This window comes from Curtobacterium sp. MCBD17_030, assembly GCF_003224255.1.
In the GTDB taxonomy this organism is placed as follows: domain Bacteria; phylum Actinomycetota; class Actinomycetes; order Actinomycetales; family Microbacteriaceae; genus Curtobacterium.
The window spans coordinates 1-25,674 of the sequence record NZ_QKLI01000011.1 but is presented as its reverse complement, the minus strand read 5'-3'; the positions used below and the strand labels follow the sequence as shown (position 1 = coordinate 25,674).

Sequence of the window (25,674 nt, the reverse complement as noted above, 5' to 3'; positions counted from 1 at the left end):
GGCCGGGGCCTCAGGACCTCGGGACCGCCGGGCCCGGGGACCGGGAGGCCGCCTGCCCGGTGTCCGACGCGGGTCAGGCGTCGCGGGAGACCACGACGACAGTCAGGTCGTCGCCCGGGTCGTGCTCGATCGCACGCCCGCGGACGCCGGCCAGGAACGTGCCGAGGTCCGGCGACTTCCGGTACAGCGCCCCGAGTCGCGACAGCGAGGCGAGAGTCGAGTCCCACAGTTCGAGCGCCCCGTCGCTGACGAGCAAGAGGGAGTCACCGGGTTCCAGGACGAGCTCCCCGACGGCACGGTCGATCCCGACGGGGTGCAGGCCGATCGGCAGGTCGACGGAGCGCAGGACGGTCTCGGTGCCGTCGGCGTGCAGGTGCAGCACGAGGCCGTGCCCGGCGTCGACGAAGTCGAGCCTGCCGGTGGTGGTGTCGAGTCGGCCGTGGAACAGCGTGGCGAACGCCTCGGCCGCGCTGAGGTCGGGCACCACCTGCTCCTCGAGCGCTGCGACCGCTGTCGTGGGGACCTCGTTGCTCCGGGCGAGCAGTGCCCCGCGCATGCCAGCGGCGAGGAGTCCGGCCGCCATGCCCTTGCCCATCACGTCCGCGACGGTCACGTCGACGGTGTCCCCGGCGACGCGCCACTCGTGGAAGTCACCGGACACGATGCCGTGCGGGATCGACGTGCCACCGATGGTCCACCCCGGCAGGTCCACTGTCCGCGGCTGCAGGCCCGACAGCACGGTACGGAGCCGGTCGTCGTCCAGGCCGGTCGCGAGTTCCCGCTCCGCCCAGACGCCGAGCTCCTCGAGCAGTGCGAGGTCGTCCGCGCTGAGGGTCCGGGGTGCCGAGTCGATGAGGCAGAGGGTGCCCACCTTGGTGGCGTCGGCTCCGACCCGGAGCGGGACCCCGGCGTAGAACCGGACGTTCGGGTCACCGTTGACCCCCGGCAGGTCCGAGAAACGCTGGTCGTCGCGCGCGTCCGGCACCACGACGGGGCCGTCCTGCTGCAGGGTGCGGCCGCAGAACGTGTCCTGCAGCGGCGTCGACCCGGGGATCGCGGAGTCCGACTGTTGCGACTTGTGGAAGAGCAGGTCACTGCCGGCCAGGTTGAGGAACGACCCGGAGACCCCGAAGGCCTCGCGGGCGATGCGGGTGATGCGTTCGAAACGCTCCTCTGGGCCACCCTGGACCACGTCGAGGGCGGCGAGGAGTGCATCCCGCCGAGCGGCGTCAGGAGCGGGGACCGTCTGCTGCTCCACGTGCTCGGTGCTCATGCCTCCACGGTAACGCGGATACCGGACACCGCCCGCGTGCTGTTCCCAGAACGCATGCCCCCAGTGGACGGGCCACCCGGGCGTCCCGCGTAGCCTGGATCGGTGTTCCGCCGTGTCGTCCCCGTCCTCGCCCTGGTCTGTGGCGCGACCCTGGCCCTCACCGGCTGCGGCGCGCAGAACCCCACCGGGCAGGTGTCCGTCACGGTGTCGCAGAACGCGGCCGACCACCCGTACCAGGTGAAGGTGTTCCTGCCGAACGGCGAACCGTCGTCCCACCAGCAGGTCTACCCGGGCGACACCGCGGACTTCGCGGGCGTGCCCCTCGGCGAGGTCACCGTCCGGGCGGGCGACCTCTGCCCGCACCGCGCGGAGGTCCGAGCCGACCGGGTCGCGAAGGTGACGCTGACGACGGTCGGTTGCTGAGCCTCCCGTCCGGACGCCGACGTCTCCGTAAGACGTCCCGAACTGCTGAGACGCCCCCGAGCTGCTGAGACACCGCCGGATCTGGCGGCGTCTCGCGCCTTCCGGGGCGTCTCGCGCCTTCCGGGGCGTCTCGCCCCACCGCTCGCGCCCCGACGGTCACGCCCCGCCGGTCGCGCCCCGCCGCTCGCGCACTGCCGGTCGCGCCCCGACGGTCAGTCCCGGTCGGGGACCGCGTCCCACTCCGCGCCGTAGCGCGACAGCACCGACCACCGGTCCGCCGGCCAGGTGATGACGAAGGCGCGTCCGACCACGTCGTCCATCGGGACGTTGCCGTGGATCCGGGAGTCCGCCGAGTTGTAGCGGTTGTCGCCCATCACCCAGATCCGCCCCTTGGGCACCGTGATCGAGAAGTCCTCGCCCGACACCCGCTCCACGTCCTCCGGCAGCCGCACGTACGGCTCGTCGACGGCGTGCCCGTTCACCGACAGCCGGCCCTGGGCGTCGCAGCACTCCACCCGGTCCCCCGGCAGGCCGATCACGCGCTTGATGAGGTCCTCGCCCTGCCCCGGGCTGAGCCACGCGTTCGGGTCGCGGAAGACCACGACGTCGCCGCGCTCCAGCGGCATCACCCCGGGCACGAGTTCGTTCACCAGCACCCGGTCGCCGACCAGGAGCGTGTTCTCCATCGACTCCGACGGGATGTAGAACGAGCGCACCAGGTACGCCTTCACCAGGAACGACGCGAGCAGGGCCGCCACCACGATGATCACCAGGTCGCGGAGGAACCGCTTGGTCGACCTGCGGCGCTCATCGGCTGCGCCTTGGATCGGTGTGTCGCTGCTCAATGTGTCGCCACGACCTTCACGAGTGAGATCGCGAGCGCGACCGCGGCGAGCACGATCCCGCCCCACAGGCCCAGGAACGACGGCTGCTTGCCGCTGAACCGCTGCAGGAACACCCCGACCAGACCGATGCGGACGACCAGGATGACGACCGCCGCGATCTGCGCCCACTCCGCTGGCAGCCGTCCGAGCCACGCGCCCGCGTAGAGCACGGCCGGGATCAGCCCGGAGGTCGCGATCGGGTTCGCGTTCCGCGTGATGACGGCGACGGTCTCGCGACGGGCGTCCTCGTCACCGGTGGCGCCGATGGAGTGCGCCACCAGGTGCGCGAGCACGTGCGCCAGGTACGTCAGGACCGCGGTCGCGAGCACCGTCAGGACCGCCGAGCCGTGCTGGATCTGCTCCGGCGAGACGGCGATCGCGACGGCGAGGACGGTGATGTTGCCGTAGATGTACGACGACATGCGGTCGCGGACGTGCTCGACCGGCAGGTCCTGGGGTCGCGGGCGGCGACCTCGGCGTTCAGGGGGCATCGGTCCATCTTGGCCCGTCCCGGCCCGGTCCGGCTGACGAGCAACCGGATGCGATGCCAAGGTGGTCAGGACCGCGCACCGCCGCACGGTCGGGATGGAGGCCCGCATGACGAACCGCAGACCACTCGCCCTGGTGACCGGGGTCGGCCGACGAGCCGGGATCGGGGCCGCCATCGCGACACGCCTGGCTGCCGACGGGTGGGACCTCGCGATCAGCTGGTGGGGGCCGTACGACGAGCGGGTGCACGGGGGCGCCGACCCGGACGGTGTGGACGCGGTCGTCGCGGAGTGTGTGGCGGCGGGAGCTGCCGTGACGCGCCTCCCGGTCGACCTGGCCGACCCGGAGCAGGCGGCCGCAGTCGTCGGCCGCGCCGAGGCCGAGGCGGGCGTGCCGGTGACGGCCGTCGTGATGTCGCACTGCGAGTCGGTGGACTCGGACTTCGCGACGACCACCGTCGAGTCGTTCGACAAGCACCTGGCCGTGAACGTCCGCGCGCCGTTCCTCATCGTGCAGGCGTACGCGCGGCGACTCCGCGAGGGGGCCGACGCACCGCTCGACCGGCGTCGGGTGATCGCGCTGACGAGTGACCACGTCGGGTTCAACCTGCCCTACGGCACGAGCAAGGGCGCGCTCGACCGGTTGATCGTGGGGGCCGCGATCGAGCTCGGGGACGTGCAGGTGAGTGCGAACACCATCAACCCGGGGCCGAACGACACGGGGTGGATGACGGACGAGATCCGACAGGCCGCGGTCGACCAGACCCCGCTCGGACGGCCGTCGATGCCCACCGACACCGCGGCGCTCGTCGGGTTCCTGTGTGGGCCGGACGGCGGATGGGTGAACGGGCAGTTGCTCAAGACGGACGGTGGCTTCAGCGCGAAGTGACGGGCGGCCGGTTTTGTTGACGCGTCAACGAAACCGGCGCACACTGATGGGATGAACTCGCAGGACCTCCTCGCCGCGGACACCGGGATGGGCGCCGTGACGCTCCGGGTCGCCGACCTCGACGCCATGACGGCCTTCTACCGGGACGGCGTGCGGCTGACGGTGCTCGTGCAGGAGGGGGCGCGGGTCGTGCTCGGGCGGCCCGTACCGGGTGGCGGCAGTGTGCCGGCTGGCGGCGCGCTCGCCGTGCCGGTCGTCGTGCTCGAGCACGAGCCCGCACTCCGGCAGGCGAGTCCCGGGCAGGCCGGACTGTTCCACACGGCCGTGGTGTTCGACGACCGAGCGGACCTCGCCGCCGCCCTGTACTCCGTCGCCACGCGGTACCCGCAGTCGTTCACCGGCAGCGCCGACCATCTCGTCAGCAACGCCTTCTACTTCACGGACCCCGAGGGCAACGGCGTCGAGCTGTACTGGGACCGCGACCGCACCGAGTGGTCGTGGACCCACGGCTCGATCGACATGGACACCGTGTACATCGACCCGAACGCGTTCCTGCAGGAGCACCTCACCGCCGAGGCACTCGAGCACGCCGACACCCGGCCCGGCCGCGTCGGCCACGTGCACCTGTCGGTCGGCGACGTGGCCTCGGCGAAGGCGTTCTACGTCGACACCCTCGGTTTCGCGACGACCGCAGCGATGGGCAGCCACGCGCTGTTCGTCAGCGCTGGCGGGTACCACCACCACATGGCGATGAACACGTGGAACTCCCGAGGGGCGGGCCGTCGGCAGCAGGCGCTCGGACTCGGCCTCGTCCGGATCGAGGTCCCGGCCGCCGACGACCTCGGTGCGCTGACCGCGCGGATGCGGGACGCCGGGGTGCAGACCGCTGACGAGGGATGGACGGTCGCGTTCGAGGACCCGTGGGCGAACCGCATCGAGGTGACCACAGCCGGGCGCGGCTGACGCGGCGGGCGCGCGCCGTGCCTCCCGGCTGGTGCGCGGTGGTGAGCCGGAGATGGTCGGCGAAGCGACAGAAGTGCGGCGTCATCCTGTGCACATCTGTCGCTTTGAGGACCATCTCCGGCGCGCGAGACCGTCAGCCCGTGCGCGGGTGCGGGCGCGGGCGCGGGCGCGGGTGCGGGTGCGTTGGTCCGGCCGGGAGGCACGTGTCACCACCCAGCACCCGCCCGGTCAGCGGGTGCGGAAGTAGCGGTGCAACGCGCGCTCCCGGATGAGCGGCACCGCGGCCGCGCCGCCCGCGACCGCACCGACGAGTCCGAGTCCGCAGAGGACCGCGCCACCCGCGACGATCGGCAGCCCGTCAGCGACCGGGAGGCCCCGCACCAGTACGACGGACACGGCGAGCGCCAGGGCGGTTCCGACCACACCCCACGCGAGGTGCTGGACCGCGATGCCGAGTGCCTGCGCTGCCGTGCTGACGCCGACGTGCCGGTCGGAGGCGATCGACAGGCGCCGACGGAGGACCGCCGCGCCCCCGACGACCAGTCCGAGTCCGAGTGCGGCTCCCTCGAGTACGCCCGGCGTCGGGAGCTCGCTCGGGGCGAACGCCGTTCCGGACCGCGGGTTGAGCTGGCCGAGGGTCGACCGCTCGCCCTCCTCGGAACCGGTCGCCGGCAGCAGCGTCCGCCGCACGCTCGCGAGGGCTGTCTCGTCCTCCGGCCAGATCGTCGCCCAGCAGGCGTCGAAGGGTGCGTCGTCGACAGCGGTCGGCGCCAGGACCGCGTACGCCAGGTCGGGGTCCCGGCCGTCGTCCGGGTACGAGTAGACGCCCGCGACGGGGACCGGCCCGTCCGGCGTCACGATCTGCTCGCCCGGATGGACGCCCAGCTCGTCGGCCACCTCGGGCGCGACGACGACACCCGGACCGCCGGTCGTCTCGGTGACGCTGAAGAGCGAGGTCGCCCCGCTCGTCACCTCGTAGGTCGGGATCGAGGTCCCCGGGAGCGCTGCGACCACCATGCCGTCGTCGAGCCGGCGGAGCGCCCCGGCCGCCAGGACGTCCGGCTCGTCCGCGAGCGCCGCGCACGCGCGACCGTCGATCCGTCCCGCCGCAGTGAACACCTGCGTCGCCGCCCCGGACACCACCCACTGGGCGGCAGCACGGACGTCCCCGGCGACGGTCTGGGTCCGGAGGCTGACGACACCGCCGATCAACACCGCGAGCACGACCGCGCACGCCACCGCGGAGCCCGCGCCGGTCGCCAGGTCGCGCCAGGCCTCGCGCAGTACCTCGGTCACGCGCATGGGGTGCCGGGTCCTCCCGGGGACGGTGCGAGGACTCACCGGAACGCACCGAGGTCCAGGACCTCGCCGCATGCAGACCGTGTGGCGTCGTCGTGCGTCGCGACGACGACGGTCGTGCCGACGGCTGCGAGTTCGGCGATCACGCCGTTCACCTCTGCCGCGGTCGTCCGGTCGAGCTGGGCGGTCGGTTCGTCGACGAGCATCAGGGTCGGCGCCGCGGCCACACCCCGGGCGAGCATCAGCCGTTGCGCCTCGCCGCCGGACAGCTCACGGAAACGCGCTGTCGCTCGGGGCGCCAGGCCGAAGCGCTCGAGGATCGTCCGTGCCCGCTGCTCCGCTGCCCGCCGGCGCATCCCGTGAGCGAGCAGCGGCAGGGTCACGTGGTCGAGGGCCGTGCGCCGAGCAACACCGTGGGGGTTCTGGAACACCCAGAGCACGGCCGCGTCGTCGGGTAGCTCCACGCGTCCGGACGTCGGGGTGGTCATCCGCGCGAGGATCGCGAGCAGGGTCGACTTGCCGGAGCCGCTCGGGCCGATGAGCGCCGTCACCGTGCCGTCGTCGAAGGTCCGGTTGACGTCGTGGAACAGCCCGGTCCCGTTCGGCCACCGGTGCCCGACTCCGCGGAGGCTCACCGGCATGACCGACCGGTGTCCGGGACAACGCGGACGCGATCGAGCGGTGTCGGGACGGCCGTCGCGGGGCCGGCGGTCGCGGGTTCGGCCGTCGCGGGTTCGGCCGTCGTGGGGTCGGCGGTCGTGGGGTCGGCGGTCCCGCCCGGGTCGACGCGGATGAACGACTGCCCGAGCTCCGAGCCGACCACCTCGACCCGGACCGGATCGCCGGGCACCGGCTGGACGCACGCATGGTGGTCCCGAACGTCCCAGAGCGCACTCGGGGGCACGACGCGGACCTCGAGCGGCTCGGCGAGCACCCACGACGCCAGCAGCGTCGGCACGCCGTCCGCAGAAGCAACGGTGGCGGCGTACTCCGGCAGGGCACCGATCTGCGTCAGTGCGTCCGGGTCCGTCACCACACCGTTGTCGTCGACGGCCGTGCGCAACTGCCCGACGGCGATCTCGCGTGCGCCAGCCACGGCCTCCGACGGGAGCTGCTGGATCCGGGCACCCCGCAGCTCCGCGGGCAGTTCGACGAGTGTGCCGTCGGCGTCGACCGGCGCCCCGACCACGGCGGTGCACGTCCGGACCGTCGCCTCGGCCGCCGGGATCCAGGCGAACGCCGAGCGCTCGATCGTGTCGTCCGGTACCGCCGCCCGGGGGACGTCGTGGGACAGGAGGAACGACCTCGTCGCCCGGAGCGTCCCCGGTCCGACGATGCCGTCGACCGCGATCGTCGAGCCGAGTCGGGCGAGTTCCTGTTGGAGACCGCGGACGTCCTCTCCCCGGTCGTCGAGCGTGAGGTCCCGGAACAGCGGCGTCCTGCTCGCGAACGCGATGACCGGCACGTCGTCGACCCGGGCGATCTCCGTGCCGCTGCGAAGAACCCCGCCCGTCGAACACGACGAGGACGTGACGATGCCGGTCCGGCTCGTCACCACCGATCGGGGCGCACCGGTGTCGAGCGCGAGTTGCACCTGGTGCTCGTCGGCGTCCGTCCGCTCGGTGACCGCCACGGTCTGGACCGGAGACGCCGTCCGCAGTGCCGCGGGTGGGTCGGTCGGGAGCGCCACGACCGCACCGACCGCGGCGGCGGCCGCGACGAGCAGGCTGCCGAGGCCGATGAGTGAGCCGGACACGGCTGCGCTGCGTCGCCCGCTCATCCCTGCCGCCAGAGGCTGAGCGGGTCGAGCCGACACTGCGCGGCAGCAGGGTCGTAGTCGTCGAACGAGAACATGCCGGTGTCGTTCTCCGACCGCCACTTCCGCTCGGTGTAGTCCTTCCCGACGAGCCCGGACTTCTGCAGACACGCGACGGTGATCTTCGCTTCGTCCTGCTTCTCCGGGTTCCGCCGCACCTCGTTGAACAGATAGGTGATGCTCCTGTCGAATTGGTGAGAGCATCGCCGCCTCACGGCTTCGACGACGTCCATCTCAGGAAGATCGGCTCCGTCGATCCTACTGAGGCTCGAAGTTCCGTCATCGGCCACCTGCAGGTCGTAGCCAGCATCACGCATGCAGGCGCGGTCTCGGGCCTGCGCGTCCGCGAGCTCTGCTGCGGAGATCTCACCGTCTCGCAGAATCTGAGTCTCGTAGTCGCTGGCGAGTGCAAGAGATTCTCCGAATTCCTGCGCCCAGGGACCGGCGGCCGGAAGGCGCTGCGGAGTTGACGGTGCCGACGCTGCGTCCTGGGCACATCCACTCATGAGGAGCATCGACAACACCATGATCGCAATGCCGCGACCGGGCCTCCTCAGTACCACCTCAGACCCGGACCATCCCGTACTGCGTCACGTGCGCATAGCAAACCGGTTCGTACGACCAGGTGTTTGCTTTGGCGTTGTTACCGTATTTGAGGTCTTTGTTGTTGATGCGATTTAAGTGATGGGCCATTCCGCAACCCGTGTAGTTCTTCCCCCTCGTCTGGGTGATCTGCCCCCAGCACGCAGCTGCTTCGGCTTCAGTTGCCGTCGCTGTGTCGATTGCGACGCCGATACCGAGGATGGTCCCGGTGATCGCAACTGCGACCATCAACTTCGTGAGCATTTGTTTCTCCTTCCACTCCGCAAGCACCTCGCGGTAGAGTGCAACGTATTAAATTCTTGTCGTCAGGTCAACTCAAATATGACATCTTCAATGTCAACGGGTTGTTACAAGTCGGTGAGCTCTGCGGCGGTCACGCCACCCGCACGCGGCGCTACTGCGCCGCCCGCTCACCCCTCCTGCAACAGGCCGAGCGGGTCGAGCCGACACTGCGTCGCCTCCGGTGACCACTCCACGAAGGAGTAGACGTAGGCCTCGCGCTCGGTCCGCCAGCGCTGCTCGGTGTAGTCCCGGCCGACGACTCCTGCGCGTCGCAGACACGCCACCTGGAGCGCAGCCTCATCCCGGTGCTCCGGGTTCCGTCGGATCGCGTCGAACAGCCTCGAGATGTCGTGGTCGAACCTCCGCGAGCAGCCCCGCAGGTACGACATCACCTGTTCGATGCCCTCCCTCTGACCATGCAACGGATCGATGTCCGCCGCGCCGTCGCGGTGTTCCTCATACCGGTATCCGTGCTCCCGCATGCACACCTTCGTCCGCGCTCGGGCGTCTGCGCGTTCATCGGCTGTGATCACACCGTCGGCGAGCATGCCGATCTGGTACGGGCTCACCGCAGCATCAGCGAACTCCTCCGCCCACGGCCCTGCGGCCGCGAACCTCGAGGGATCCATCCGCCCCGGAGTCGGCTCGCCGCGGTCCAGAGGAGCCTGGGCACAGCCGCTCAGAATCAGGGCGCACATCGCCACCAGGGCGCACGACCGCGGTGTCACGGTTCCCGCCAGAGCCCGAGCGGATCGAGCTGGCACTGCTGCGCACGCTTGTCGTACTCGTCGAACGAGAAGACTCCGGTATCGCCCTCGGCCCGCCACTTCCGCTCGGTGTAGTCCCTCCCGACCAGACCGGCTCTCCGCAGACACGCAACGGCGATCTCTGCCTCGTCCTGCTTCTCCGGCTTCCGACGCGTCTCCTCGAAGAGCATCGTCACGTGTTCGTCGTACCGTTCCTCGCACGCGCGGAGGACCGGATCCGACCGCTTGAAGAAGTCGTCCGGGTACTTGCCGTCACGGGACGAGAGCTCGAAGCCGCCGTCCGGGTCGTACTCGATGTCCAGGCCGGACTCCCGCAGGCACTGCCGGACGTGGTGGTGCGCGTCCTCGAGCTCCGCCGCCGTGACCTCACCGTCACTGAGGATCGCCGCTTCGTACGGCGAGACCCCTGCCGGAGTGCTTCGCGGAACTCGTCCACCCAGGGCCCACCAGCAGTCAGCGAGGCAACGGCGGAAGCAGTGGTCGCGCGCGGATCCTCGGTCCGGGCACAACCCGGGAGGCCGAGCGAGACCACGGCCGCGCACGCGATGGCCGTCGCAACGCGGCCGTGCTCTCGACGTCGCATCTACCTGGCCGTCATCCCGTACGAGACGACGTTCGCCCAGCAGGCGTTCTGGACCGAGTACCGGCCCCGTCCGACCCACGCTCCGTACTTCGACTTGGCGTTCTTGATCGCGTCCCAATGACGGGCCGACGAACAGGTGTTGTTCTTGCCCTTCCAGATGCTCACCGAGCCGTAGCACGTCGCCGCCTCTGCTCCGGGCGCAGTCGCCACGTCGAGCGTCAGAGTGCCGCCGATGACCGTGCCGACGACCGCTGCGCCGAGGATCAACTTCGTGATCATCCGTCCTCCCTCCTCCGCCACGAGCCCTCTCGTGGATGACGTGACAGTAGAACGGCGGAACTCCGGAATGCCACCTTTCGGTATACGACATTTTTAAGACCTCCGCCGCGTTGTTCACATCCCGGGCAGGATGGACCGATGAGCGAAGACATCCGGTGGGAGGTGGTCGAGGAGAGCGCACTGACGCTCACCGACCACGAGGCGATCGCGGCGATGCTGGCGCAGGCCTTCCCGAGCTGGTCGCACTGGTACGTCGGCGGTCGGAGCTGGGCGGGCATGCAACCCGAGCGCCGGGTGCTCGGCCGGACCGAGGACGGCGTCGTCCTGGCCCACGTCGGCATCCGCCGGATGTTCGTCACGGTCGGCGGCGAGGACGTCCTGGTCGGGGACACCGGCCTGGTCGGTGTCTCGCCCCGTCTCCAGGGCTCAGGGGTGGGTCGCGAACTGATGGAACGTGTCCACGACGTGCTCGACGGGCTCCGCGTGCCGTACGGGTTCCTCGGTGCGGGCGAGGACCGCATCCCCTTCTACGACCACATGGGTTGGCACGAGTTCCCCGAGGCGGTGGGCACCTTCAGCGCCTTCACCGCGGACGGCGCCGGGGTCGTCGAGACCGAGCAGGGCGGCTGGATGGTCCGTCCGGTGACCGCCCGCCTCGAGGACTGGCCGGACGGTCCGATCCTCCTCAACGGCCAGCAGGTTTGAACACACCCGACCTGACGCACCCGACCGCGGTCGCCGAGCGGTCTGGGACGGTCGCACCGGGCCTCCCGGAACGACGATTCCGGACCACTCGGCGGAACTGAGCGGGGCGTCTCGACCGGTCGGCGCGCCGCGCACGCGCACCAGGCGAGCCAGCGGACCACAGACGGGAGGCGCGGTGCGAGTCGAACTCGCACCGCGCCTCCCGTCTGCGTCCTGGTTGCTACGCCTCGACGGCGACCTTCTCCGGGTCCTCGTTCGAGCCGGGCGCGCTCGGCACCACGGCTGCGCGCACGCGCGCACCGAGATCGGGGTCGACGCTCGTCCAGTAGGCGAAGACCCGCTCACGGAGGTCGTCACGCGTCACCTTGGAGACGTGCCCGGCGATGTTGCCGACCAGGCGCTCGCGGGCGGCGTCGTCGAGGACCTCACGGTAGAGCGTGCCCGCCTGGCCGAAGTCGTCGTCCTCGGGGTGCAGGGTCGCCGCGGAACGCTGCAGCGCTCCGTCGGACTCCCAGCCCGGGGCGTCGTCGGTCGCGTTCGGGTCGGCGTGGACACCGCCGAGCGAGTTCGGTGCGTACACCGGGACTTCGGACTTCTGGAAGTCGAAGCGCATGGCGCCGTCCTTCGAGTACGAGTGCACCTCGTTCTTCGGGGCGTTCACCGGCAGCTGCGCGTGGTTCGTGCCGACGCGGTAGCGGTGGGCGTCGGCGTAGCTGAAGATGCGCGCGAGGAGCATCTTGTCCGGGCTGGCCGCGATGCCGGGCACGAAGTTCGAGGGGGCGAAGGTGGCCTGCTCGATCTGCGCGAAGTAGTTCTCCGGGTTGCGGTTGAGCTCCATGGTGCCGACCTCGATGAGCGGGTAGTCCGCGTGCGGCCACACCTTCGTCAGGTCGAACGGGTTGAAGCGGTAGCTCGCGGCGTCCTCGTACGGCATGACCTGCACCTTGAGGGTCCAGCGCGGGTTGTCCCCACGCTCGATCGCCTCGTACAGGTCACGGATGTGGAAGTCCGCGTCCTCGCCGGCGATGCGGTCGGCGTCCTCCTGCGTCAGGGTCGCGTGGCCCTGCTCGGTGAGGAAGTGGTACTTCACCCAGAAGCGCTCGCCCGCGGCGTTGATCCACTGGTAGGTGTGCGACCCGAAGCCGTCCATGTGGCGCCAAGACGACGGGAGACCGCGGTCGCCCATGAGCCACGTGACCTGGTGCGCGGACTCGGGCGACAGGGTCCAGAAGTCCCACTGCATGTCGTGGTTGCGCAGGTGCGAGCCCGGCAGACGCTTCTGCGAGCGGATGAAGTCGGGGAACTTGATGCCGTCGCGGATGAAGAAGACGGGGGTGTTGTTGCCGACGAGGTCGTAGTTGCCCTCTTCGGTGTAGAACTTCAGCGCGAAGCCGCGGGGGTCCCGCCAGGTGTCGGGCGAACCCTGCTCACCGGCGACGCTCGAGAAGCGGGCGAGCATCTCGGTGGTCTGGCCGGGCTGGAGGAACGCGGCCCGCGTGTACTTCGAGACGTCGTTGGTGACGGTGAAGGTACCGAACGCCCCGCCGCCCTTGGCGTGCACGACACGCTCCGGGACGCGCTCCCGGTTGAACTGGGCGAGCTTCTCGACCAGGTAGTGGTCGTGCAGGGCGATGGGGCCGTCGGCCCCCACTCCCATGGAGTGCTGGTCGCTGGAGACCGGGGCTCCGCTGTTGGTCGTGGTGGTGGGCGTGTTCTGGTCGGACACGGTTCCTCCTCAGGTGGAACGTAGGTTCGGTCAGGATGGCTCGGGTCGGTTCGCAGCGACGGCGTCGGTCTCGACACCGCTCTGCTCGGCTGCCGCACACTGCGCGCAGATGCCCCAGTAGGTGACCTCTGCGGTGGTGACGGCGAAGCCGTGGGTCTCGGACGGCGTCAGGCACGGCGCGTGGCCGACCGCGCAGTCCACGTCACCGATCGCGCCGCACATGGTGCAGACGATGTGGTGGTGGTTGTCGCCGGTCCGCCGTTCGTAGCGGGCGGGGCTGCCGGCCGGCTCGATGCGACGGACGAGTCCGGCGCCGGTCAGTGCGGCGAGGACGCCGTAGACCGCCTGGTGACTGGTCGTCGGGAGTTCGGCGGCGAGCGCCGTGACCAGGTCGTCAGCGGTGGTGTGCGGGTGCGTCTCGATCGCCCGGAGGGCGGCGAGGCGCGGCGCGGTGACGCGGAGGCCGGCTCCACGGAGGAGTTCGGTGTCGTCGACCATGCGGAGCCCTTCTCTTGCAGGATTCAAGACAACGCTCACTGTACACGGCGAGAGCGGTCCTCCGGGCGACACATGCCCCTCCCGGAATGCAATGTGTCACGATCCTGTCGCGATCGGCTGGACCCGACCTGGGAGGGTGGAACGACCGGTAGCGTCCAGCCATGTCCATGCAGCAGGCCGACGCGTCGGCGAACACAGCTCAGGACGCCCGGGGGACCATCGCGCAGCGAGACCTGGTCGTCGACCTCATCCGGACGGCCTGTGTCGTCCTGGTCGTCATCGTGCACGTCACGATGGTCGGCGTCGGCTCCGACGCCTCGGGCCTCCTGGTGACGAGCCCGCTGCAGCAATTGCCCTGGTACGTGGCGGCGACCTGGATCGGCCAGGTCATGCCCCTGTTCTTCGCCGTCGGCGGCTTCGCGAGCGCGGTCGGCTGGCGCAGCACCGTTGCCCGGGGCGGCGGTGCCCGGGACTGGGTCGCGACCCGGCTCGTGCGGCTCTACCGTCCGGCGGTGCCGCTGTTCGCGGTGCTCGCGGTCGGGCTCGGCATCGCGACCGTCCTCGGTACGCCCGCGGACCTGCTCGACGAACTCGCGTTCGGCATCGGGTCACCGCTGTGGTTCCTCGCCGCCTACGGCATCACGCAGTGCTGCGTGCCGCTGATGGCCCGGCTGCATGCCACCGCCCCGTGGCGCACCCTGGCGGTGCTGCTCCTGCTGGCCACGGTGGTCGACGCGGTCCGGCTCGCCAGCGGGGTCGCCGAGATCGGCCTGCTCAACCTCGGCCCGGTGTGGCTGTTCGCCCAGCAGCTCGGGTTCCTCTGGGCCGACGGCTGGTTCGCCCGGCGCTCGAAGCTCCTGCTGGCGGGTGTCGCGGTCGTCGCCTCCGCGGTCCTCGTGCCGATCACCTCGGTCGGGCTCTGGTCTCCGGACATGCTGCAGGACCTCAACCCGCCGATGCTGCCGCTGGCCCTGCTCGCCGTCGGTCAGGCCTGCCTGGTGCAGCTCGTGCACGCTCCCCTGACCCGGCTGATGCACACCCGACCCGCACAGGCCGTCGTGTTCCTGCTCGGCCGCGACGGCATGACGATCTACCTGTGGCACCTGCCGCTCTTCATCCTGCTCAACGGCGTCGGGCTGCTCGTCGGGCTGCCGTTCCCGGACCCCGGCTCGCGCACCTGGTGGGCCACGCGGGTGATCGCGGTGGTCGTCCTGCTCACCGCCACCCTCGGCGTCGCCCGGGCCGTGCGGCGCTTCGACCGTCCACTCCCCCGCCTCGTGCCCGGCGCGGACCGCCCCGCCTGGCCGGTCCTCGCGGTCGCGGCGCTCTGCACGATCGGCCCGGCGTTCGCCGTGATGCAGCTGCACCTCTCGTTCCCGCTCGCGCTCCTCGGCGCGGTCGCGATCCCGGTCGGGACGTGGCTGCTGAGCAAGACCGTCGCGGCGCGAGGCGTGCGGACCATGTAGGGATCCTCATCTGGCGGAGCCGGGTCGGGCCTCCCGGCCGGAGGAAGATGACTCCCGCAGCGCGACCACCGGGAGGCACACCACGCCGTCACCCTCCGAGTTCTGGAACACCTGGCACGTCGACCCCCTGGCGGTGGTGCTCCTCGTCGTCGCCGCCGTCGCGTACGGCGCCGGACTCGTCGTGGCCCGGCGACGGGGCGTCCGTTGGCCCTGGTGGCGGACCCTGGCGTTCGTCGCCGCGCTGGCCTTGTTCGCGGTCGTGCAGTTCGGGATCGTCGGCGAGTACGACCGGCAGCTCCGGTGGGCGTTCGTCCTGCGGATCGCAGTCCTGTTCTTCGCGGTCCCCACGTTCGCCGCGCTGTCCGGCCCGTTCGCGTTGCTGCGGACGGGAGGCCCGACCCGCCTCGCCGAGACCGCCGACGCCGTCCTGCGCTCACGTCCGGCGCGGCTCCTCGGCAACGCGATCATCTCGCCGCTGGTGGCCCTCGCGCTGTTCTGCGTGATGCTCACCCCGCTGGCGGCCGTGCTCCGCCAGTCCCTGGTCAGCAGCGAGGGGATCACCGTCCTCGTGCCCGTCCTCGGCTTCGGGTTGCTCGCGCCGCTGTCCGAGGTCGGGGTGCTCCGCTCCTCCGCCTTCGCCACCGCAGAGTTCCTGCTGGCGTTCGTGGAGCTCGTGCTCGACGCGGTGCCGGCGGTCGTGATGCGCGTCAGCGACCACGTGCTGGACGGAGCCGGGAGGGTGGCGTTGCACGTGCCCTGGGCGCCGTCGCCACTGCGGGACCAGCACCTGGCGGGCGACCTGCTGTGGTTCATCGCCGAGGTGGCGGACGTCCCCGTGCTCATCGCCCTCTTCATCCGGTGGCAGCGCTCCGACCGCCGCGAGGCCCGCGAGGTCGACGACTTGACGGACGAGCAGATGGACGCGCTGACACGGGAGCACCTGCAGCGACGGTCCTGATGGGTCGCGGCTCGCGGCCGGGCCTGAGGGGCGCGGGGCGCTGGTCGGGTCGGTCGGGTCGGTCGGGTCGGGTCGGTCGGGTCGGGTCGGGTCGGTCGGGTCGGTCGGATCGGTCGGATCGGTCGGGTCGGTCGGGTCGGTCGGGTCGGTCGGGTCGGTCGGGTCGGTCGGGTCGGCGGGAGGTTCGGCCGCCTGGCGCGAGCGGGCGGAACACCAGGGTCCGAGCGCTCCGAGCCGCGCAGATCTGACCGTTCGATCCGCGCCGGGCGTCCGTCGCGCTCGAGCGGGCGGAATCCCCCGGCCCGACGACCCCGCGGAGCGCGGATCCGCCCTCTCGCCGAAGCGCGTCAGCTCGGCGGCCGCCCCCGCCGGCGAGCGGGCGGAACACCAGTGCCCTGCCCGGTCTGGAGACGCGCTTCCGCCCGCTCACCGACGAGTCGCCGCCCCGACCCGCGAGTGGGCGGAATGCCTCAGCCCCGCCCGGTCCGGAGACGCGCTTCCGCCCACTCGCCGACGTGCGTCCGTCCCGTCGCCGCCCCAGCCCGCGAGCGGGCGGAACCCCCGAGTGTCGCGAGCACAGGGGGCGCGGAACTGCCCGCTCGACGCGGGGCGGGCCTCCCGGCTGGCCGGGAAGTGCGCGCGACGCGGCGAGCGGGCGGAATCCTCCGGCGCGGGCGACCCGGGAGGCGCGTTTCCGCCCGCTCGCCGCACTGCGCCCGCCTCGGCGCCGGCTCACGGGCCGCGCACCCCGCGAGCGGGCGGAAGACCCTGGTGCCGCGGACGCCAGCGGTGCACTTCCGCCCGCTCGGCAACCACGCCGGCCGACCGGGACACCCGGAGACGAAGGAGCCCCGGCCCCTCGTGCGAGGGACCGGGGCTCCGGTGGTGCGGGACGCTCGGGCTACGCCTCGACGTGCTTGCCCGGGTGCTGCCCGGCGGCGAGCTCGTCAGCGGCGGTCGCGGGTGCGGCGGCCGAGGCGTGGGCACCGACGTGCTCCCGCTCGTCATCGGCCTGCGCCGCTCCGGCGTGCGCCGCGCCGGCCTGCGCCACGTCGGCGGACCCGTCGGGCTGCGTGGCGACCGAGCCGGTCTGCTTCCAGGCGACGGTCTGCTTCGGCTTCGCCAGGAACAGGGCCGCGACGATCGCCGCGATGAGCACGACGGCCGGCAGGACGAGCGACTGCCCCATGGCTCGCGAGAACGGCTCGAGCAGGAACCCGGGCAGCGACCCGGTCTGCGCGGCACCAGCGCCGGAACCACCGGACTGCTGCGGGAACTCGGCGGTGATCCGAGCCTCCATCAGGGCGGCGATGCCGGCGGAACCGAGCACCGCACCGATCTGACGGGTGGTGTTGTAGACGCCCGAGCCGGCGCCGGCCAGACGCGGCGGCAGGTTGCGCGTGGCGGAGACGGACAGTGGTCCCCACATGCAGGCGTTGGCCAGGCCGAGCAGCGCGCTCGGCAGGAGCACCCAGCCCCAATCGGCGTTCGCGGCGATCAGCGCGCCGAACCAGAACAGCCCGCCGGAGAAGCAGGCGAGCCCGAAGGACGCCACCCAGCGCGGGTTCCAGACGTTGAGCTTCTTGCCGACGACCGGCGCGAGGCCGGCCGAGATGACCGCCTGCGGCACGAGGAGCAGCGCGGCCTGCGTCGGCGAGAAGCGCAGGACGTCCTGCGCCCACAGCATGATCGGCAGCGCGAAGGACGAGATCGCGACGCCGACCGCGGTGATGGCGATGTTCGCCAGGGTGAAGTTGCGGTCCTTGAACAGGCCGAGCGGCAACAGCGGCTCGCCCTTCTGCACGCCCTGCCAGACGACGAACGCGGCGAGCACGACGATGCCGGCGATGATCAGCGACCAGACCGAGATCGGGCCGGTGATGGTGCCCCAGTCGTAGGTCTCGCCCTCCTGGATGCCGAAGACGAGCAGGAACAGCCCGACTGCGGACAGCACGATGCCCAGGTAGTCGAAGCGGTGTCCGTGGCGCTCGAAGGACGGGACGAACTTCTGTGCGAGGACGAACGCGACGATGCCGACGGGGACGTTGACGAAGAAGATCCACTCCCAACCGAAGCCGTCGACCAGCAGGCCGCCGACGATCGGGCCGACGAGCGAGGCCACACCGGCGACCGCACCCCAGAGGCCCATGGCTGCGCCACGGTTCTGCGGCGGGAAGATGCGGGTGATGACGGACATCGTCTGCGGGGTCATCATCGCGGCGCCGAGACCCTGCACGACGCGGGCGAGGATCAGCATCTCGATCGAGCCGGCGAGTCCGCACCAGAGGCTGGCGAGCGTGAAGACGACGAGCCCGACCTGGTAGAGCACCTTCGGCCCGAAGCGGTCACCGAGTCGACCGGTGATGAGCAGCGGGACGGCGTACGCCAGCAGGTAGGCGCTGGTCACCCAGATGACGGCGTTGATGTCGGCGTCGAGCGCCTTCGCGATGGTCGGCGTCGCGACCGAGACGATCGTCGAGTCGACGAGGATCATGAAGAAGCCGACGACGAGTGCCCAGAGCGCTGGCCACGGCTTCTTGCCGTGCTCCAGGTCGGCGGCGGTTGATGCGGATGTCATCGAGTGGTGTCCTTGCTGTTCTGTGTGGGTTCTGCGGGGACGGCCGGACCGTCCCAGGGGATGTCGCCGCGCTCCACGCGGTCAGCGATGGCGGTGAGCCACTCGAGTTGCGCGGTGAGCATGGCACGGACGTACGACACGTCGAGCCAGTAGCGCTCGGCGAGGCCCTTGGCCTGGAGGCCCGTGGCGGTCTCGTCGTACCCGTCGCGTCGGGCGTCCAGCGCGTGGATGCGAGCGCGGAGCGCGGTGACCACGTCCTCGACGGGCAGGTTGTCCATGTGGGACACCGCCAGTCCGAACTGCGGGTACTCGTCGGCCGGCTCGGCGACCATGCGTCGGAGGCCCTCCTCGAGCGCCGCGCGGCCGGCGTCGGTGATCGAGTAGGTGGTCCGTTCGGGCCGGTTGCCCGCGCGGTCTGTGCCGACGACCTCGGCGTACCCGAGGTCCGCGAGGCGGCCGACCTGGTGGTACAGCGTCCCGGGGCGCACCTTGACGTTCCGGTCCTCGCGACGCTGCAACATCGTCTGGAACATCTCGTAGGGGTGCATCGGCGCCTCGGCGAGCAGGCCGAGTGCCGCGAACGCCAATGGCGTCAGGTCGGTCACGTGGTCTCCGGTGTTCGAGAGCGAGGGTGTTCGAGAGCGACGGGTGTTCGACGCCGATTGTTCGACATCGAATAGTACGTCTCCGATGGTCCGTCCACAACCGCTCCGGCTGCCCCCGCGGGCCACCTAGACTGGTGACGTCCCCACCCGACCCCTGTGCTGGAGTGAACACGTGCCAACGATCGTCGTCGAGGTCATGCCGAAGGCCGAGATCCTCGACCCCCAGGGCAAGGCGGTGGGCAACGCCCTCGCCCGCCTCGGCAAGAACGACCTGACCAACGTCCGCATCGGCAAGCGATTCGAGGTGTCGGTCGACGGCCCCGTCGACGACGCCAAGCTCGCCGAGGTCCGCGAGATCGCGGTCGACGTCTTCTCGAACGCAGTCATCGAGGACGTCGTCTCCGTGAGTGTCGTCGAGTGACCGCGATGCGCATCGGGGTCATCACCTTCCCCGGCTCGCTCGACGACCGCGACGCCCAGCGCGCCGTGCGTCTCGCCGGAGCCGAGCCGGTGGCGCTCTGGCACGGTGACCACGACCTCCAGGGCGTCGACGCGATCGTCCTGCCGGGCGGGTTCTCCTACGGGGACTACCTCCGCGCGGGCGCCATCGCGGCCAAGGCCCCGATCATGGCCGAGGTCATCGACGTCGCCGGCAAGGGCATGCCCGTGCTCGGTATCTGCAACGGCTTCCAGATGCTCGCCGAGGCCCGCCTGGTCCCGGGCGCGCACACGCGGAACGCCCACCAGCAGTTCATCCGCCGCGACCAGGTGCTCCGCGTCGAGAACGCCGACACCGCCTGGACCTCCGGCTTCGACGCGCAGCAGGAGATCACCATCCCGCTGAAGAACGCCGACGGTCGGTTCGTCGCCGACGCGGACGAGATCAAGCGCATCGAGGACAACGGCCAGGTCGTGTTCCGCTACGTCGGCGTCAACCCGAACGGGTCGATCGGCGACATCGCCGGTGTCTCGAACGAGCGCGGCAACGTCGTCGGCCTGATGCCGCACCCCGAGCACGCGACGGAGCCCGGGTTCGGCCCGGACACCCGCGCGGCCATGGCCTCCGGCACGGACGGCCTGACCTTCTTCACCTCCGTGATCGAGCGCGCGCTCGTCAAGTGACCGCGACTCCAGCGCCCGCGACTCCAGTGACAGGGAACGACAACACCGTGACCACGCCCGTCCGCCCGAAGCCCGACACCGTCCAGGACGCCGCCGAGACGCCCGACAAGGAACAGCCCTACGCGGCACTCGGGCTGAAGGCCGACGAGTACGCGAAGATCCGCGAGATCCTCGGTCGTCGTCCCACGTCGGGCGAGCTCGCCATGTACTCCGTCATGTGGTCCGAGCACTGCTCCTACAAGTCGAGCAAGAACTACCTCCGGCAGTTCGGCAAGAAGGTCACGCCGGAGATGACCAAGAACCTGATGGTCGGCATGGGCGAGAACGCCGGTGTCGTCGACGTCGGTGACGGCTGGGCGGTGACCTTCAAGGTCGAGTCGCACAACCACCCCTCCTACGTCGAGCCGTACCAGGGCGCGGCCACGGGTGTCGGCGGCATCGTGCGCGACATCATCTCGATGGGTGCCCGTCCGGTCGCGGTGATGGACCAGCTGCGCTTCGGCGCGATCGACCACGAGGACACCGCACGCGTGGTGCACGGGGTCGTCGGCGGCATCTCGTTCTACGGCAACTGCCTGGGCCTGCCGAACATCGGCGGCGAGACCTACTTCGACCCGGTGTACCAGGGCAACCCGCTGGTCAACGCCCTGGCGGTCGGTGTGCTGCGGCACGAGGACCTGCACCTGGCGAACGCGTCCGGCGCGGGCAACAAGGTCGTGCTCTTCGGTGCCCGCACCGGTGGCGACGGCATCGGCGGCGCGTCGATCCTGGCGTCCGACACCTTCACCGAGGGCGGCCCGACCAAGCGTCCGGCGGTCCAGGTGGGCGACCCGTTCGCAGAGAAGGTCCTCATCGAGTGCTGCCTCGAGCTGTTCCAGAAGGAGCTCGTCGAGGGCATCCAGGACCTCGGTGCCGCGGGTATCTCCTGCGCGACGAGCGAGCTCGCGAGCAACGGTGACGGCGGGATGCACATCTCGCTCGACGACGTCCTGCTGCGCGACCCGTCGCTCACGGCAGAGGAGATCCTCATGTCGGAGAGCCAGGAGCGGATGATGGCGGTCGTCCGCCCCGACAAGCTCGACGCCTTCCTCCAGGTCGTCGGCAAGTGGGAGGTCGAGACCAGCGTGCTGGGCGAGGTCACCGGCACCGGTCGCCTCGTCATCGACTGGCAGGGCCAGGAGATCGTCAACGTCGACCCGCGCACTGTCGCGGTCGACGGCCCGGTGTACGACCGTCCGGTCAAGTACCCGACCTGGATCGACGCGCTCCAGGCCGACGGCGCCGAGTCGCTCGACCGTCCGGAGACCGGCCCTGCCCTGAAGGCGCAGTTCCTGCAGCTGCTCGGGTCGCCGAACCTCTCCGACAAGCGCTGGGTCACGAACCAGTACGACACCTACGTGCTCGGCAACACCGCGCTGTCCTTCCCCGACGACGGCGGCATGATCCGCGTCGACGAGGAGACCGGTCTCGGTGTCGCGATCGCCACGGACGCCAACGGCCGCTACTGCCAGCTCGACCCGAAGCAGGGTGCTCGACTGGCCCTGGCCGAGGCGTACCGGAACGTCGCCGTCACCGGAGCCGTCCCCGCGGCGGTCACCGACTGCCTGAACTTCGGCTCGCCGGAGAACCCCGAGGTCATGTGGCAGTTCTCCGAGGCCGTCGAGGGCCTGGCGGACGGCTGCATGGAGCTCGGCATCCCGGTGACCGGCGGCAACGTCTCGTTCTACAACCAGACCGGTGACACCCCGATCCACCCGACGCCCGTCGTCGGTGTGCTCGGCGTGATCGACGACGTCGCCAAGCGCATCCCCTCGGGGTGGCAGGACGACGGCCACAACATCTACCTGCTCGGCACCACGAATCTGGAGCTCGACGGGTCGGCCTGGGCCGGCACCGTGCACGACCACCTCGGTGGACGTCCGCCGCGGGTCGACCTGGCGCGCGAGAAGGCCCTGGCGGAACTCATCGCCGCCGCGGCTGACGAGCAGTTGCTGACGAGCGCACACGACCTGGCGGACGGCGGCCTCGGCCAGACCCTCGCCGAGTCGGTGCTCCGCTTCGGCCTCGGTGCCCGTGTCGTGCTGGACGAGCTCGAGTCCCGCGACGGCGTCGACACCGCGACCGCGCTGTTCTCCGAGTCGACCGGCCGGGTCATCGTGACCGTCCGACGTGAGGACGACGTGCGCTTCCAGGGCCTCTGCACGGGCCGGGGGTACCCCGTCCTGCGCATCGGCGTGACCGACGCCGCGTCGGGCTCGCTCGAGGTCCAGGGTGCGTTCGAGGCGACGATCGACGAGCTCCGCGGCGCACACGGTGCGACCCTGCCGACGCACTTCGGTGCCGTCATCCAGGAGAACGTCACCGAGGGCTACGTCGGTCGCGGGCCGCTCGACGACCACGGGTCCTTCTCGCCGCGCACGGACTCCTGACCCGGTGCCGATCGTCACGCTGCCCTTCCAGGAACTGGTCGACGGCTTCGGCCCGGTCCCGGACGGCATCGAGTTGGACGTCTGGGACGTCGAGGCTCCGTACGAACGGGCCGACGAGGTCGCCATCGCCTTCCTGCCGTTCTACTTCGGCGGGCGGCACCGGTGGCAGTTCGTGCACGACCTGCCGAACCTCGAGCTGCTGCAGCTGCCGAGCGCCGGGTACGAGTGGGCGACCCCGCACGTGCCCGGTCACGCTCATCTGGCGAACGGCCGAGGGATCCACGACGACGAGACGGCCGAGCTCGCCGTCGGGTTGGCGCTGACCTCGCTCCGTGAGATCGCCGCGTTCCAGTTCGACCGCGCCGAGCAGCGGTGGGACTCGAGGGAGACCCGTTCGCTCGCCGATCGCCGCGTCACCGTCGTCGGCTACGGCGCCATCGGGTCCGCGATCGCGACCCGGTTCGAGGCGTTCCGCACCCGGGTCACCGTCGTCGCCCGGACCGCGCGGCAGCAGGACGGCCGGCGGGTGCACGCGTTCGGCGAACTGCCGGAACTCGCGCGGACCACGGACGTCCTCGTGCTCATCGCGCCGCTCACCGACGAAACCGAGGGGCTGGTGGACGCGGACCTCCTCGCAGCGCTGCCGGACGGCGCCCTCGTGGTGAACGTCGCGCGTGGCAAGGTCGTCGACACCGACGCACTGGTGGCGGAACTCCGCTCGGGCCGGATCTCGGCGGCGCTCGACGTCACCGACCCCGAACCCCTGCCTGCCGACCACGCCCTCTGGACGACGCCGAACACCGTGCTCACGCCGCACGTCGGCGGCAACACGGACCTCAGCGTCCCGCGGTCGCTCGACCTGATCCGACGCCAGGTCGCGGCGCTGGCCGAGGGGCGGCCGTTCGAGAACGTCATCGATCTGCCGGTCCCCCAGGGCTGACGGCCCCAGGGCTGACAGCTGCAGGGCTCACAGCTGCAGCGCTGACAGCCGCAGCGCCCCCAGCCCCCGGCCGCGCTACCCCAACGGGATGACGCACGTCGGGCTGCCGACGGCGATCTGCCCGACGGCCTCCCCCGGCACGCCGTCGTCCCCGACCGGCAGCACCGCCACCGCGTCCGAGTTCTGGTTCGCGACGAGCAGGTACCCGGGAACCCGGGCGAAGTGGCGCGGCCAGGCTCCCCCGGCCGACGCTGCCCCGATGACCCGGAGCCCGTCGTCGGCCGTGTCGAGCACCACGATCTGGTCGCGGCCGCGGACGGCGACGGTGACCAGGCCGCGCTCGTCGACCTCGATGTGGCTGAGGAGCGACGGGACACCGGGTCCGTCGAACACCGGGGTGGCGCAGACCTCCCGGAACGACCCGGACTCGTCACGGCGGAGGCGGTACACCCGTCCGTCGAGCTCCCCGGCGACGACCAGGTCGCCGCCCAGCGCGCCGCCGACCGAACCGGAGACCGGACCGCCGACCGAGCCGGAGACCGGAGCGGAGACCCAGGCCATGTGCCGCGGTCCGGCACCCGGGGTGACGCGGTGCACGCGGAGCGGCTCGATCGACACCGAGCCGGCATCGGCGTCGATCCGGAACTCGTGCAGGGCGTCGCCGCCCAGGTCGGCGACCAGCACGGTGCCGTCCGGTGTGGCGATGGACTGGTGGGCGTGTGGGCCCTCCTGGCGCTCCTCGTCGGGGCCGGTCGCGTCGGGCAGGACCTCGGTCGCGAGTGCCGCGTCGGGCAAGGCGGCGGACACTCCGGCACCCTGGCCGCCGACACCGTGCACGAGGCCACCAGCAGCAGCTCCGCCGGACCCGACCCCGCCGGGGACGGCGTAGGCCTCGGCCGCCTCGAGCGAGACCGCGGTCACCGTCCCGGAGACGTAGTTCGTGACGACGAGCGCTCCCGAGGGGTCGACCCGCACGTGGCAGGGTGCATCCCCGCCGGCGGGGGCGTCCCACAGGTGCTCCAGAGCGGAGCCCGTGCGGCGGAACGCGTGGACGCCGCCGTCGACCGTCTCGGAGACGGCGTACACCCGGTCACCGTCGACGGCGAGGAACGACGGATCGTCGAGCACCGCGACCGTCGACACGACGTCACCGTCGACGATGGAGATGCCGGTCGCGTTCCCGCCTCCGGTCGCCGTGTACGAACCGATCAGCAGGTGCAGCGGCGGCAGGGTCACAGTTCACCGACGGCGATGCGCTCGTGGTGGTGGATGACCTCCGCCACGATGAAGTTGAGGAACTTCTCGGCGAAGGCCGGGTCGAGGTGGGACTCGGCGGCGAGGGCCCGCAGCCGTGCGACCTGGATCTGCTCGCGCGAGGGGTCGGCCGCGGGCATGCCCGCCGCGGCTTTGAGGTACCCGACCCGCTGCGTGTACTTGAACCGCTCCGCGAGCATGTGGATCACGGCAGCGTCGATGTTGTCGATGCTCTGCCGGATGCTCTGCAGCTCGGCCACGGCGTCGTCGTCGGTCGTCCCTCGGGCCTCGTTCATGGTCAGAGCCTACTGATCGAGGTCGTTCCCGACGAGATGCGACCGCGGGGCCGTCCCGTTGCTGCGAGGATGGTCCTCATGACGGTTCTGCTGGCGATCTCCGGTGTCTTCGCGGTCCTGGCGGGCCTGGTACACGCGTACATCTTCTTCCTCGAGTCCCTCGCGTGGACGAGCCCTCGGGTCCGACGCATCTTCAGCATCTCGAGCGACGCCGAGGCGCAGGCGACCCGCTCCCTCGCCTTCAACCAGGGCTTCTACAACCTGTTCCTGGCGATCGGCGCTGTCCTCGGTGTCGTGCTGGTGCTCGCCGGCAACGGTGCGACCGGCTGGACGCTCGTCGTCTTCTCGTGCGCGAGCATGCTCGGTGCCGCCGTCGTCCTCGCGGGCACCGGCCGCAAGTACCTGCGCTCCGCGTCGATGCAGGGCGCGTTCCCGCTGCTCGCGCTCCTGTTCGCGTTCGTGGGCTCGTCCTTCGGGTCCTGACCCGCGCCTCCCGTCCGGCACGCGCGCAGCGACCGGCCTGGAGGCCCGCCCCACCCCCGCAGGGC

At 71.1% G+C, this 25,674-nt stretch carries 28 protein-coding genes; 11 read left to right on the top strand and 17 right to left on the bottom strand.

The annotated features are described in order from the left end of the window. Window positions 1-73: 73 nt before the first annotated feature. A complete protein-coding gene (locus DEI89_RS10825; RefSeq protein WP_110904059.1) occupies window positions 74-1,273 on the bottom strand; it encodes a GAF domain-containing SpoIIE family protein phosphatase in 1,200 nt (399 codons plus the stop codon). 102 nt (window positions 1,274-1,375) lie between these two features. Here DEI89_RS10825 and DEI89_RS10820 point away from each other — a divergent pair, with 102 nt between their 5' ends. Continuing rightward, entirely contained in the window at window positions 1,376-1,696 is a 321-nt protein-coding gene (locus DEI89_RS10820; RefSeq protein WP_110904058.1) for a hypothetical protein, read from the top strand. A 212-nt stretch (window positions 1,697-1,908) separates the two neighbouring features. Here DEI89_RS10820 and lepB read toward each other — a convergent pair whose 3' ends face one another. Together lepB and DEI89_RS10810 are read right to left on the bottom strand one after the other, a co-directional pair. After that, window positions 1,909-2,541: a signal peptidase I gene (gene lepB, locus DEI89_RS10815; RefSeq protein ID WP_258368849.1), complete on the bottom strand. Its 633-nt coding sequence runs from the start codon at window positions 2,539-2,541 to the stop codon at window positions 1,909-1,911. Further along, window positions 2,538-3,071, bottom strand: a complete 534-nt coding sequence (locus DEI89_RS10810; protein ID WP_110904057.1) for a hypothetical protein — start codon at window positions 3,069-3,071, stop codon at window positions 2,538-2,540. Before DEI89_RS10810 ends, lepB begins: the two co-directional genes overlap by 4 nt. A gap of 106 nt (window positions 3,072-3,177) precedes the next feature. On the opposite strand from DEI89_RS10810, the gene DEI89_RS10805 reads away from it, so the two are divergent. Both DEI89_RS10805 and DEI89_RS10800 read left to right on the top strand, forming a co-directional pair. Further along, window positions 3,178-3,957: an SDR family oxidoreductase gene (locus DEI89_RS10805; protein WP_110904128.1), complete on the top strand. Its 780-nt coding sequence runs from the start codon at window positions 3,178-3,180 to the stop codon at window positions 3,955-3,957. A 51-nt stretch (window positions 3,958-4,008) separates the two neighbouring features. Next, entirely contained in the window at window positions 4,009-4,920 is a 912-nt protein-coding gene (locus DEI89_RS10800; protein WP_110904056.1) for a VOC family protein, read from the top strand. Window positions 4,921-5,148: 228 nt separating this feature from the next. Here the strand turns inward: DEI89_RS10800 and DEI89_RS10795 are convergent, their stop codons facing one another. From DEI89_RS10795 to DEI89_RS10760, 8 genes are all read right to left on the bottom strand, one after another. Then, on the bottom strand, window positions 5,149-6,216 hold the full coding sequence (locus tag DEI89_RS10795; RefSeq protein ID WP_181421597.1) for a hypothetical protein: 1,068 nt from the start codon (window positions 6,214-6,216) through the stop codon (window positions 5,149-5,151). Window positions 6,217-6,257: 41 nt separating this feature from the next. Then, window positions 6,258-6,860 carry an ABC transporter ATP-binding protein gene (locus DEI89_RS10790; RefSeq protein ID WP_110904054.1) on the bottom strand — a complete coding sequence of 201 codons (603 nt, stop codon included), beginning with the start codon at window positions 6,858-6,860 and terminating at the stop codon, window positions 6,258-6,260. After that, window positions 6,851-7,999 carry a peptidoglycan-binding protein gene (locus DEI89_RS10785; protein WP_110904053.1) on the bottom strand — a complete coding sequence of 383 codons (1,149 nt, stop codon included), beginning with the start codon at window positions 7,997-7,999 and terminating at the stop codon, window positions 6,851-6,853. Before DEI89_RS10785 ends, DEI89_RS10790 begins: the two co-directional genes overlap by 10 nt. After that, a complete protein-coding gene (locus DEI89_RS10780; protein WP_146236754.1) occupies window positions 7,996-8,550 on the bottom strand; it encodes a hypothetical protein in 555 nt (184 codons plus the stop codon). The genes DEI89_RS10785 and DEI89_RS10780 overlap by 4 nt, the downstream gene beginning before the upstream one ends. Before the next feature lie 49 nt (window positions 8,551-8,599). After that, complete coding sequence (locus DEI89_RS10775) at window positions 8,600-8,881, bottom strand: hypothetical protein (protein ID WP_110904051.1); 282 nt, start codon at window positions 8,879-8,881, stop codon at window positions 8,600-8,602. A 167-nt stretch (window positions 8,882-9,048) separates the two neighbouring features. Continuing rightward, a complete protein-coding gene (locus DEI89_RS10770; protein ID WP_146236753.1) occupies window positions 9,049-9,468 on the bottom strand; it encodes a hypothetical protein in 420 nt (139 codons plus the stop codon). A gap of 176 nt (window positions 9,469-9,644) precedes the next feature. Continuing rightward, window positions 9,645-10,196 carry a hypothetical protein gene (locus DEI89_RS10765; RefSeq protein ID WP_110904049.1) on the bottom strand — a complete coding sequence of 184 codons (552 nt, stop codon included), beginning with the start codon at window positions 10,194-10,196 and terminating at the stop codon, window positions 9,645-9,647. 74 nt (window positions 10,197-10,270) lie between these two features. Beyond that, window positions 10,271-10,549 carry a hypothetical protein gene (locus tag DEI89_RS10760; protein ID WP_110904048.1) on the bottom strand — a complete coding sequence of 93 codons (279 nt, stop codon included), beginning with the start codon at window positions 10,547-10,549 and terminating at the stop codon, window positions 10,271-10,273. Between the two features lie 138 nt (window positions 10,550-10,687). Between DEI89_RS10760 and DEI89_RS10755 the strand changes: the two genes are divergently transcribed. Next, window positions 10,688-11,254, top strand: a complete 567-nt coding sequence (locus tag DEI89_RS10755) for a GNAT family N-acetyltransferase (RefSeq protein ID WP_110904047.1) — start codon at window positions 10,688-10,690, stop codon at window positions 11,252-11,254. Window positions 11,255-11,474: 220 nt separating this feature from the next. On the opposite strand, the gene DEI89_RS10750 is transcribed toward DEI89_RS10755, so the two are convergent. Together DEI89_RS10750 and DEI89_RS10745 are read right to left on the bottom strand one after the other, a co-directional pair. After that, entirely contained in the window at window positions 11,475-12,980 is a 1,506-nt protein-coding gene (locus DEI89_RS10750) for a catalase (protein WP_110904046.1), read from the bottom strand. Between the two features lie 30 nt (window positions 12,981-13,010). Further along, entirely contained in the window at window positions 13,011-13,478 is a 468-nt protein-coding gene (locus DEI89_RS10745; RefSeq protein ID WP_110904045.1) for a Fur family transcriptional regulator, read from the bottom strand. A gap of 161 nt (window positions 13,479-13,639) precedes the next feature. On the opposite strand from DEI89_RS10745, the gene DEI89_RS10740 reads away from it, so the two are divergent. Together DEI89_RS10740 and DEI89_RS10735 are read left to right on the top strand one after the other, a co-directional pair. Next, complete coding sequence (locus DEI89_RS10740) at window positions 13,640-14,944, top strand: acyltransferase (RefSeq protein ID WP_110904044.1); 1,305 nt, start codon at window positions 13,640-13,642, stop codon at window positions 14,942-14,944. A 133-nt stretch (window positions 14,945-15,077) separates the two neighbouring features. Then, window positions 15,078-15,902 (top strand): cytochrome c oxidase assembly protein, encoded by an 825-nt coding sequence (locus DEI89_RS10735; protein WP_258368847.1) that lies wholly within the window; start codon window positions 15,078-15,080, stop codon window positions 15,900-15,902. A 901-nt stretch (window positions 15,903-16,803) separates the two neighbouring features. Here the strand turns inward: DEI89_RS10735 and DEI89_RS10730 are convergent. Then, window positions 16,804-18,480 carry a DHA2 family efflux MFS transporter permease subunit gene (locus tag DEI89_RS10730; RefSeq protein WP_375334556.1) on the bottom strand — a complete coding sequence of 559 codons (1,677 nt, stop codon included), beginning with the start codon at window positions 18,478-18,480 and terminating at the stop codon, window positions 16,804-16,806. Next, entirely contained in the window at window positions 18,477-19,085 is a 609-nt protein-coding gene (locus tag DEI89_RS10725; RefSeq protein WP_258366483.1) for a PadR family transcriptional regulator, read from the bottom strand. The genes DEI89_RS10730 and DEI89_RS10725 overlap by 4 nt, the downstream gene beginning before the upstream one ends. A gap of 172 nt (window positions 19,086-19,257) precedes the next feature. On the opposite strand from DEI89_RS10725, the gene purS reads away from it, so the two are divergent. From purS to DEI89_RS10705, 4 genes are read left to right on the top strand one after another with little or no spacing between them, the layout of a single operon-like run. Next, window positions 19,258-19,506: a phosphoribosylformylglycinamidine synthase subunit PurS gene (purS, locus tag DEI89_RS10720; RefSeq protein ID WP_110823495.1), complete on the top strand. Its 249-nt coding sequence runs from the start codon at window positions 19,258-19,260 to the stop codon at window positions 19,504-19,506. Between the two features lie 5 nt (window positions 19,507-19,511). Then, entirely contained in the window at window positions 19,512-20,207 is a 696-nt protein-coding gene (gene purQ, locus DEI89_RS10715) for a phosphoribosylformylglycinamidine synthase subunit PurQ (protein ID WP_110904124.1), read from the top strand. 47 nt (window positions 20,208-20,254) lie between these two features. Further along, on the top strand, window positions 20,255-22,636 hold the full coding sequence (gene purL / locus DEI89_RS10710) for a phosphoribosylformylglycinamidine synthase subunit PurL (RefSeq protein WP_258368846.1): 2,382 nt from the start codon (window positions 20,255-20,257) through the stop codon (window positions 22,634-22,636). Window positions 22,637-22,640: 4 nt separating this feature from the next. Further along, the gene (locus tag DEI89_RS10705; protein ID WP_220033212.1) at window positions 22,641-23,576 is read left to right on the top strand and encodes a 2-hydroxyacid dehydrogenase; all 936 of its coding nucleotides are present in this window, start codon (window positions 22,641-22,643) and stop codon (window positions 23,574-23,576) included. A gap of 75 nt (window positions 23,577-23,651) precedes the next feature. Here DEI89_RS10705 and DEI89_RS10700 read toward each other — a convergent pair whose 3' ends face one another. Together DEI89_RS10700 and DEI89_RS10695 are read right to left on the bottom strand one after the other, a co-directional pair. Beyond that, the gene (locus DEI89_RS10700) at window positions 23,652-24,812 is read right to left on the bottom strand and encodes a beta-propeller fold lactonase family protein (protein WP_110904042.1); all 1,161 of its coding nucleotides are present in this window, start codon (window positions 24,810-24,812) and stop codon (window positions 23,652-23,654) included. After that, window positions 24,809-25,126, bottom strand: coding sequence for a chorismate mutase (locus DEI89_RS10695; RefSeq protein ID WP_110904041.1), 318 nt, complete (start codon window positions 25,124-25,126; stop codon window positions 24,809-24,811). The genes DEI89_RS10700 and DEI89_RS10695 overlap by 4 nt, the downstream gene beginning before the upstream one ends. Before the next feature lie 78 nt (window positions 25,127-25,204). Here DEI89_RS10695 and DEI89_RS10690 point away from each other — a divergent pair, with 78 nt between their 5' ends. Next, entirely contained in the window at window positions 25,205-25,609 is a 405-nt protein-coding gene (locus DEI89_RS10690; protein WP_258366485.1) for a DUF1304 domain-containing protein, read from the top strand. Window positions 25,610-25,674: the final 65 nt, after the last annotated feature.

Coding starts and splice junctions, on each gene's coding strand:
- DEI89_RS10825 (WP_110904059.1), bottom strand. CDS start 1,273: ATGAGCACCGAGCACGTGGAGCAGCAGACGGTCCCCGCTCCTGACGCC.
- DEI89_RS10810 (WP_110904057.1), bottom strand. CDS start 3,071: ATGCCCCCTGAACGCCGAGGTCGCCGCCCGCGACCCCAGGACCTGCCG.
- DEI89_RS10805 (WP_110904128.1), top strand. CDS start 3,178: ATGACGAACCGCAGACCACTCGCCCTGGTGACCGGGGTCGGCCGACGA.
- DEI89_RS10800 (WP_110904056.1), top strand. CDS start 4,009: ATGAACTCGCAGGACCTCCTCGCCGCGGACACCGGGATGGGCGCCGTG.
- DEI89_RS10790 (WP_110904054.1), bottom strand. CDS start 6,860: ATGCCGGTGAGCCTCCGCGGAGTCGGGCACCGGTGGCCGAACGGGACC.
- DEI89_RS10785 (WP_110904053.1), bottom strand. CDS start 7,999: ATGAGCGGGCGACGCAGCGCAGCCGTGTCCGGCTCACTCATCGGCCTC.
- DEI89_RS10780 (WP_146236754.1), bottom strand. CDS start 8,550: ATGCTCCTCATGAGTGGATGTGCCCAGGACGCAGCGTCGGCACCGTCA.
- DEI89_RS10775 (WP_110904051.1), bottom strand. CDS start 8,881: ATGCTCACGAAGTTGATGGTCGCAGTTGCGATCACCGGGACCATCCTC.
- DEI89_RS10770 (WP_146236753.1), bottom strand. CDS start 9,468: ATGCTCGCCGACGGTGTGATCACAGCCGATGAACGCGCAGACGCCCGA.
- DEI89_RS10760 (WP_110904048.1), bottom strand. CDS start 10,549: ATGATCACGAAGTTGATCCTCGGCGCAGCGGTCGTCGGCACGGTCATC.
- DEI89_RS10755 (WP_110904047.1), top strand. CDS start 10,688: ATGAGCGAAGACATCCGGTGGGAGGTGGTCGAGGAGAGCGCACTGACG.
- DEI89_RS10745 (WP_110904045.1), bottom strand. CDS start 13,478: ATGGTCGACGACACCGAACTCCTCCGTGGAGCCGGCCTCCGCGTCACC.
- DEI89_RS10740 (WP_110904044.1), top strand. CDS start 13,640: ATGTCCATGCAGCAGGCCGACGCGTCGGCGAACACAGCTCAGGACGCC.
- DEI89_RS10730 (WP_375334556.1), bottom strand. CDS start 18,480: ATGACATCCGCATCAACCGCCGCCGACCTGGAGCACGGCAAGAAGCCG.
- purQ (WP_110904124.1), top strand. CDS start 19,512: ATGCGCATCGGGGTCATCACCTTCCCCGGCTCGCTCGACGACCGCGAC.
- DEI89_RS10695 (WP_110904041.1), bottom strand. CDS start 25,126: ATGAACGAGGCCCGAGGGACGACCGACGACGACGCCGTGGCCGAGCTG.
- DEI89_RS10690 (WP_258366485.1), top strand. CDS start 25,205: ATGACGGTTCTGCTGGCGATCTCCGGTGTCTTCGCGGTCCTGGCGGGC.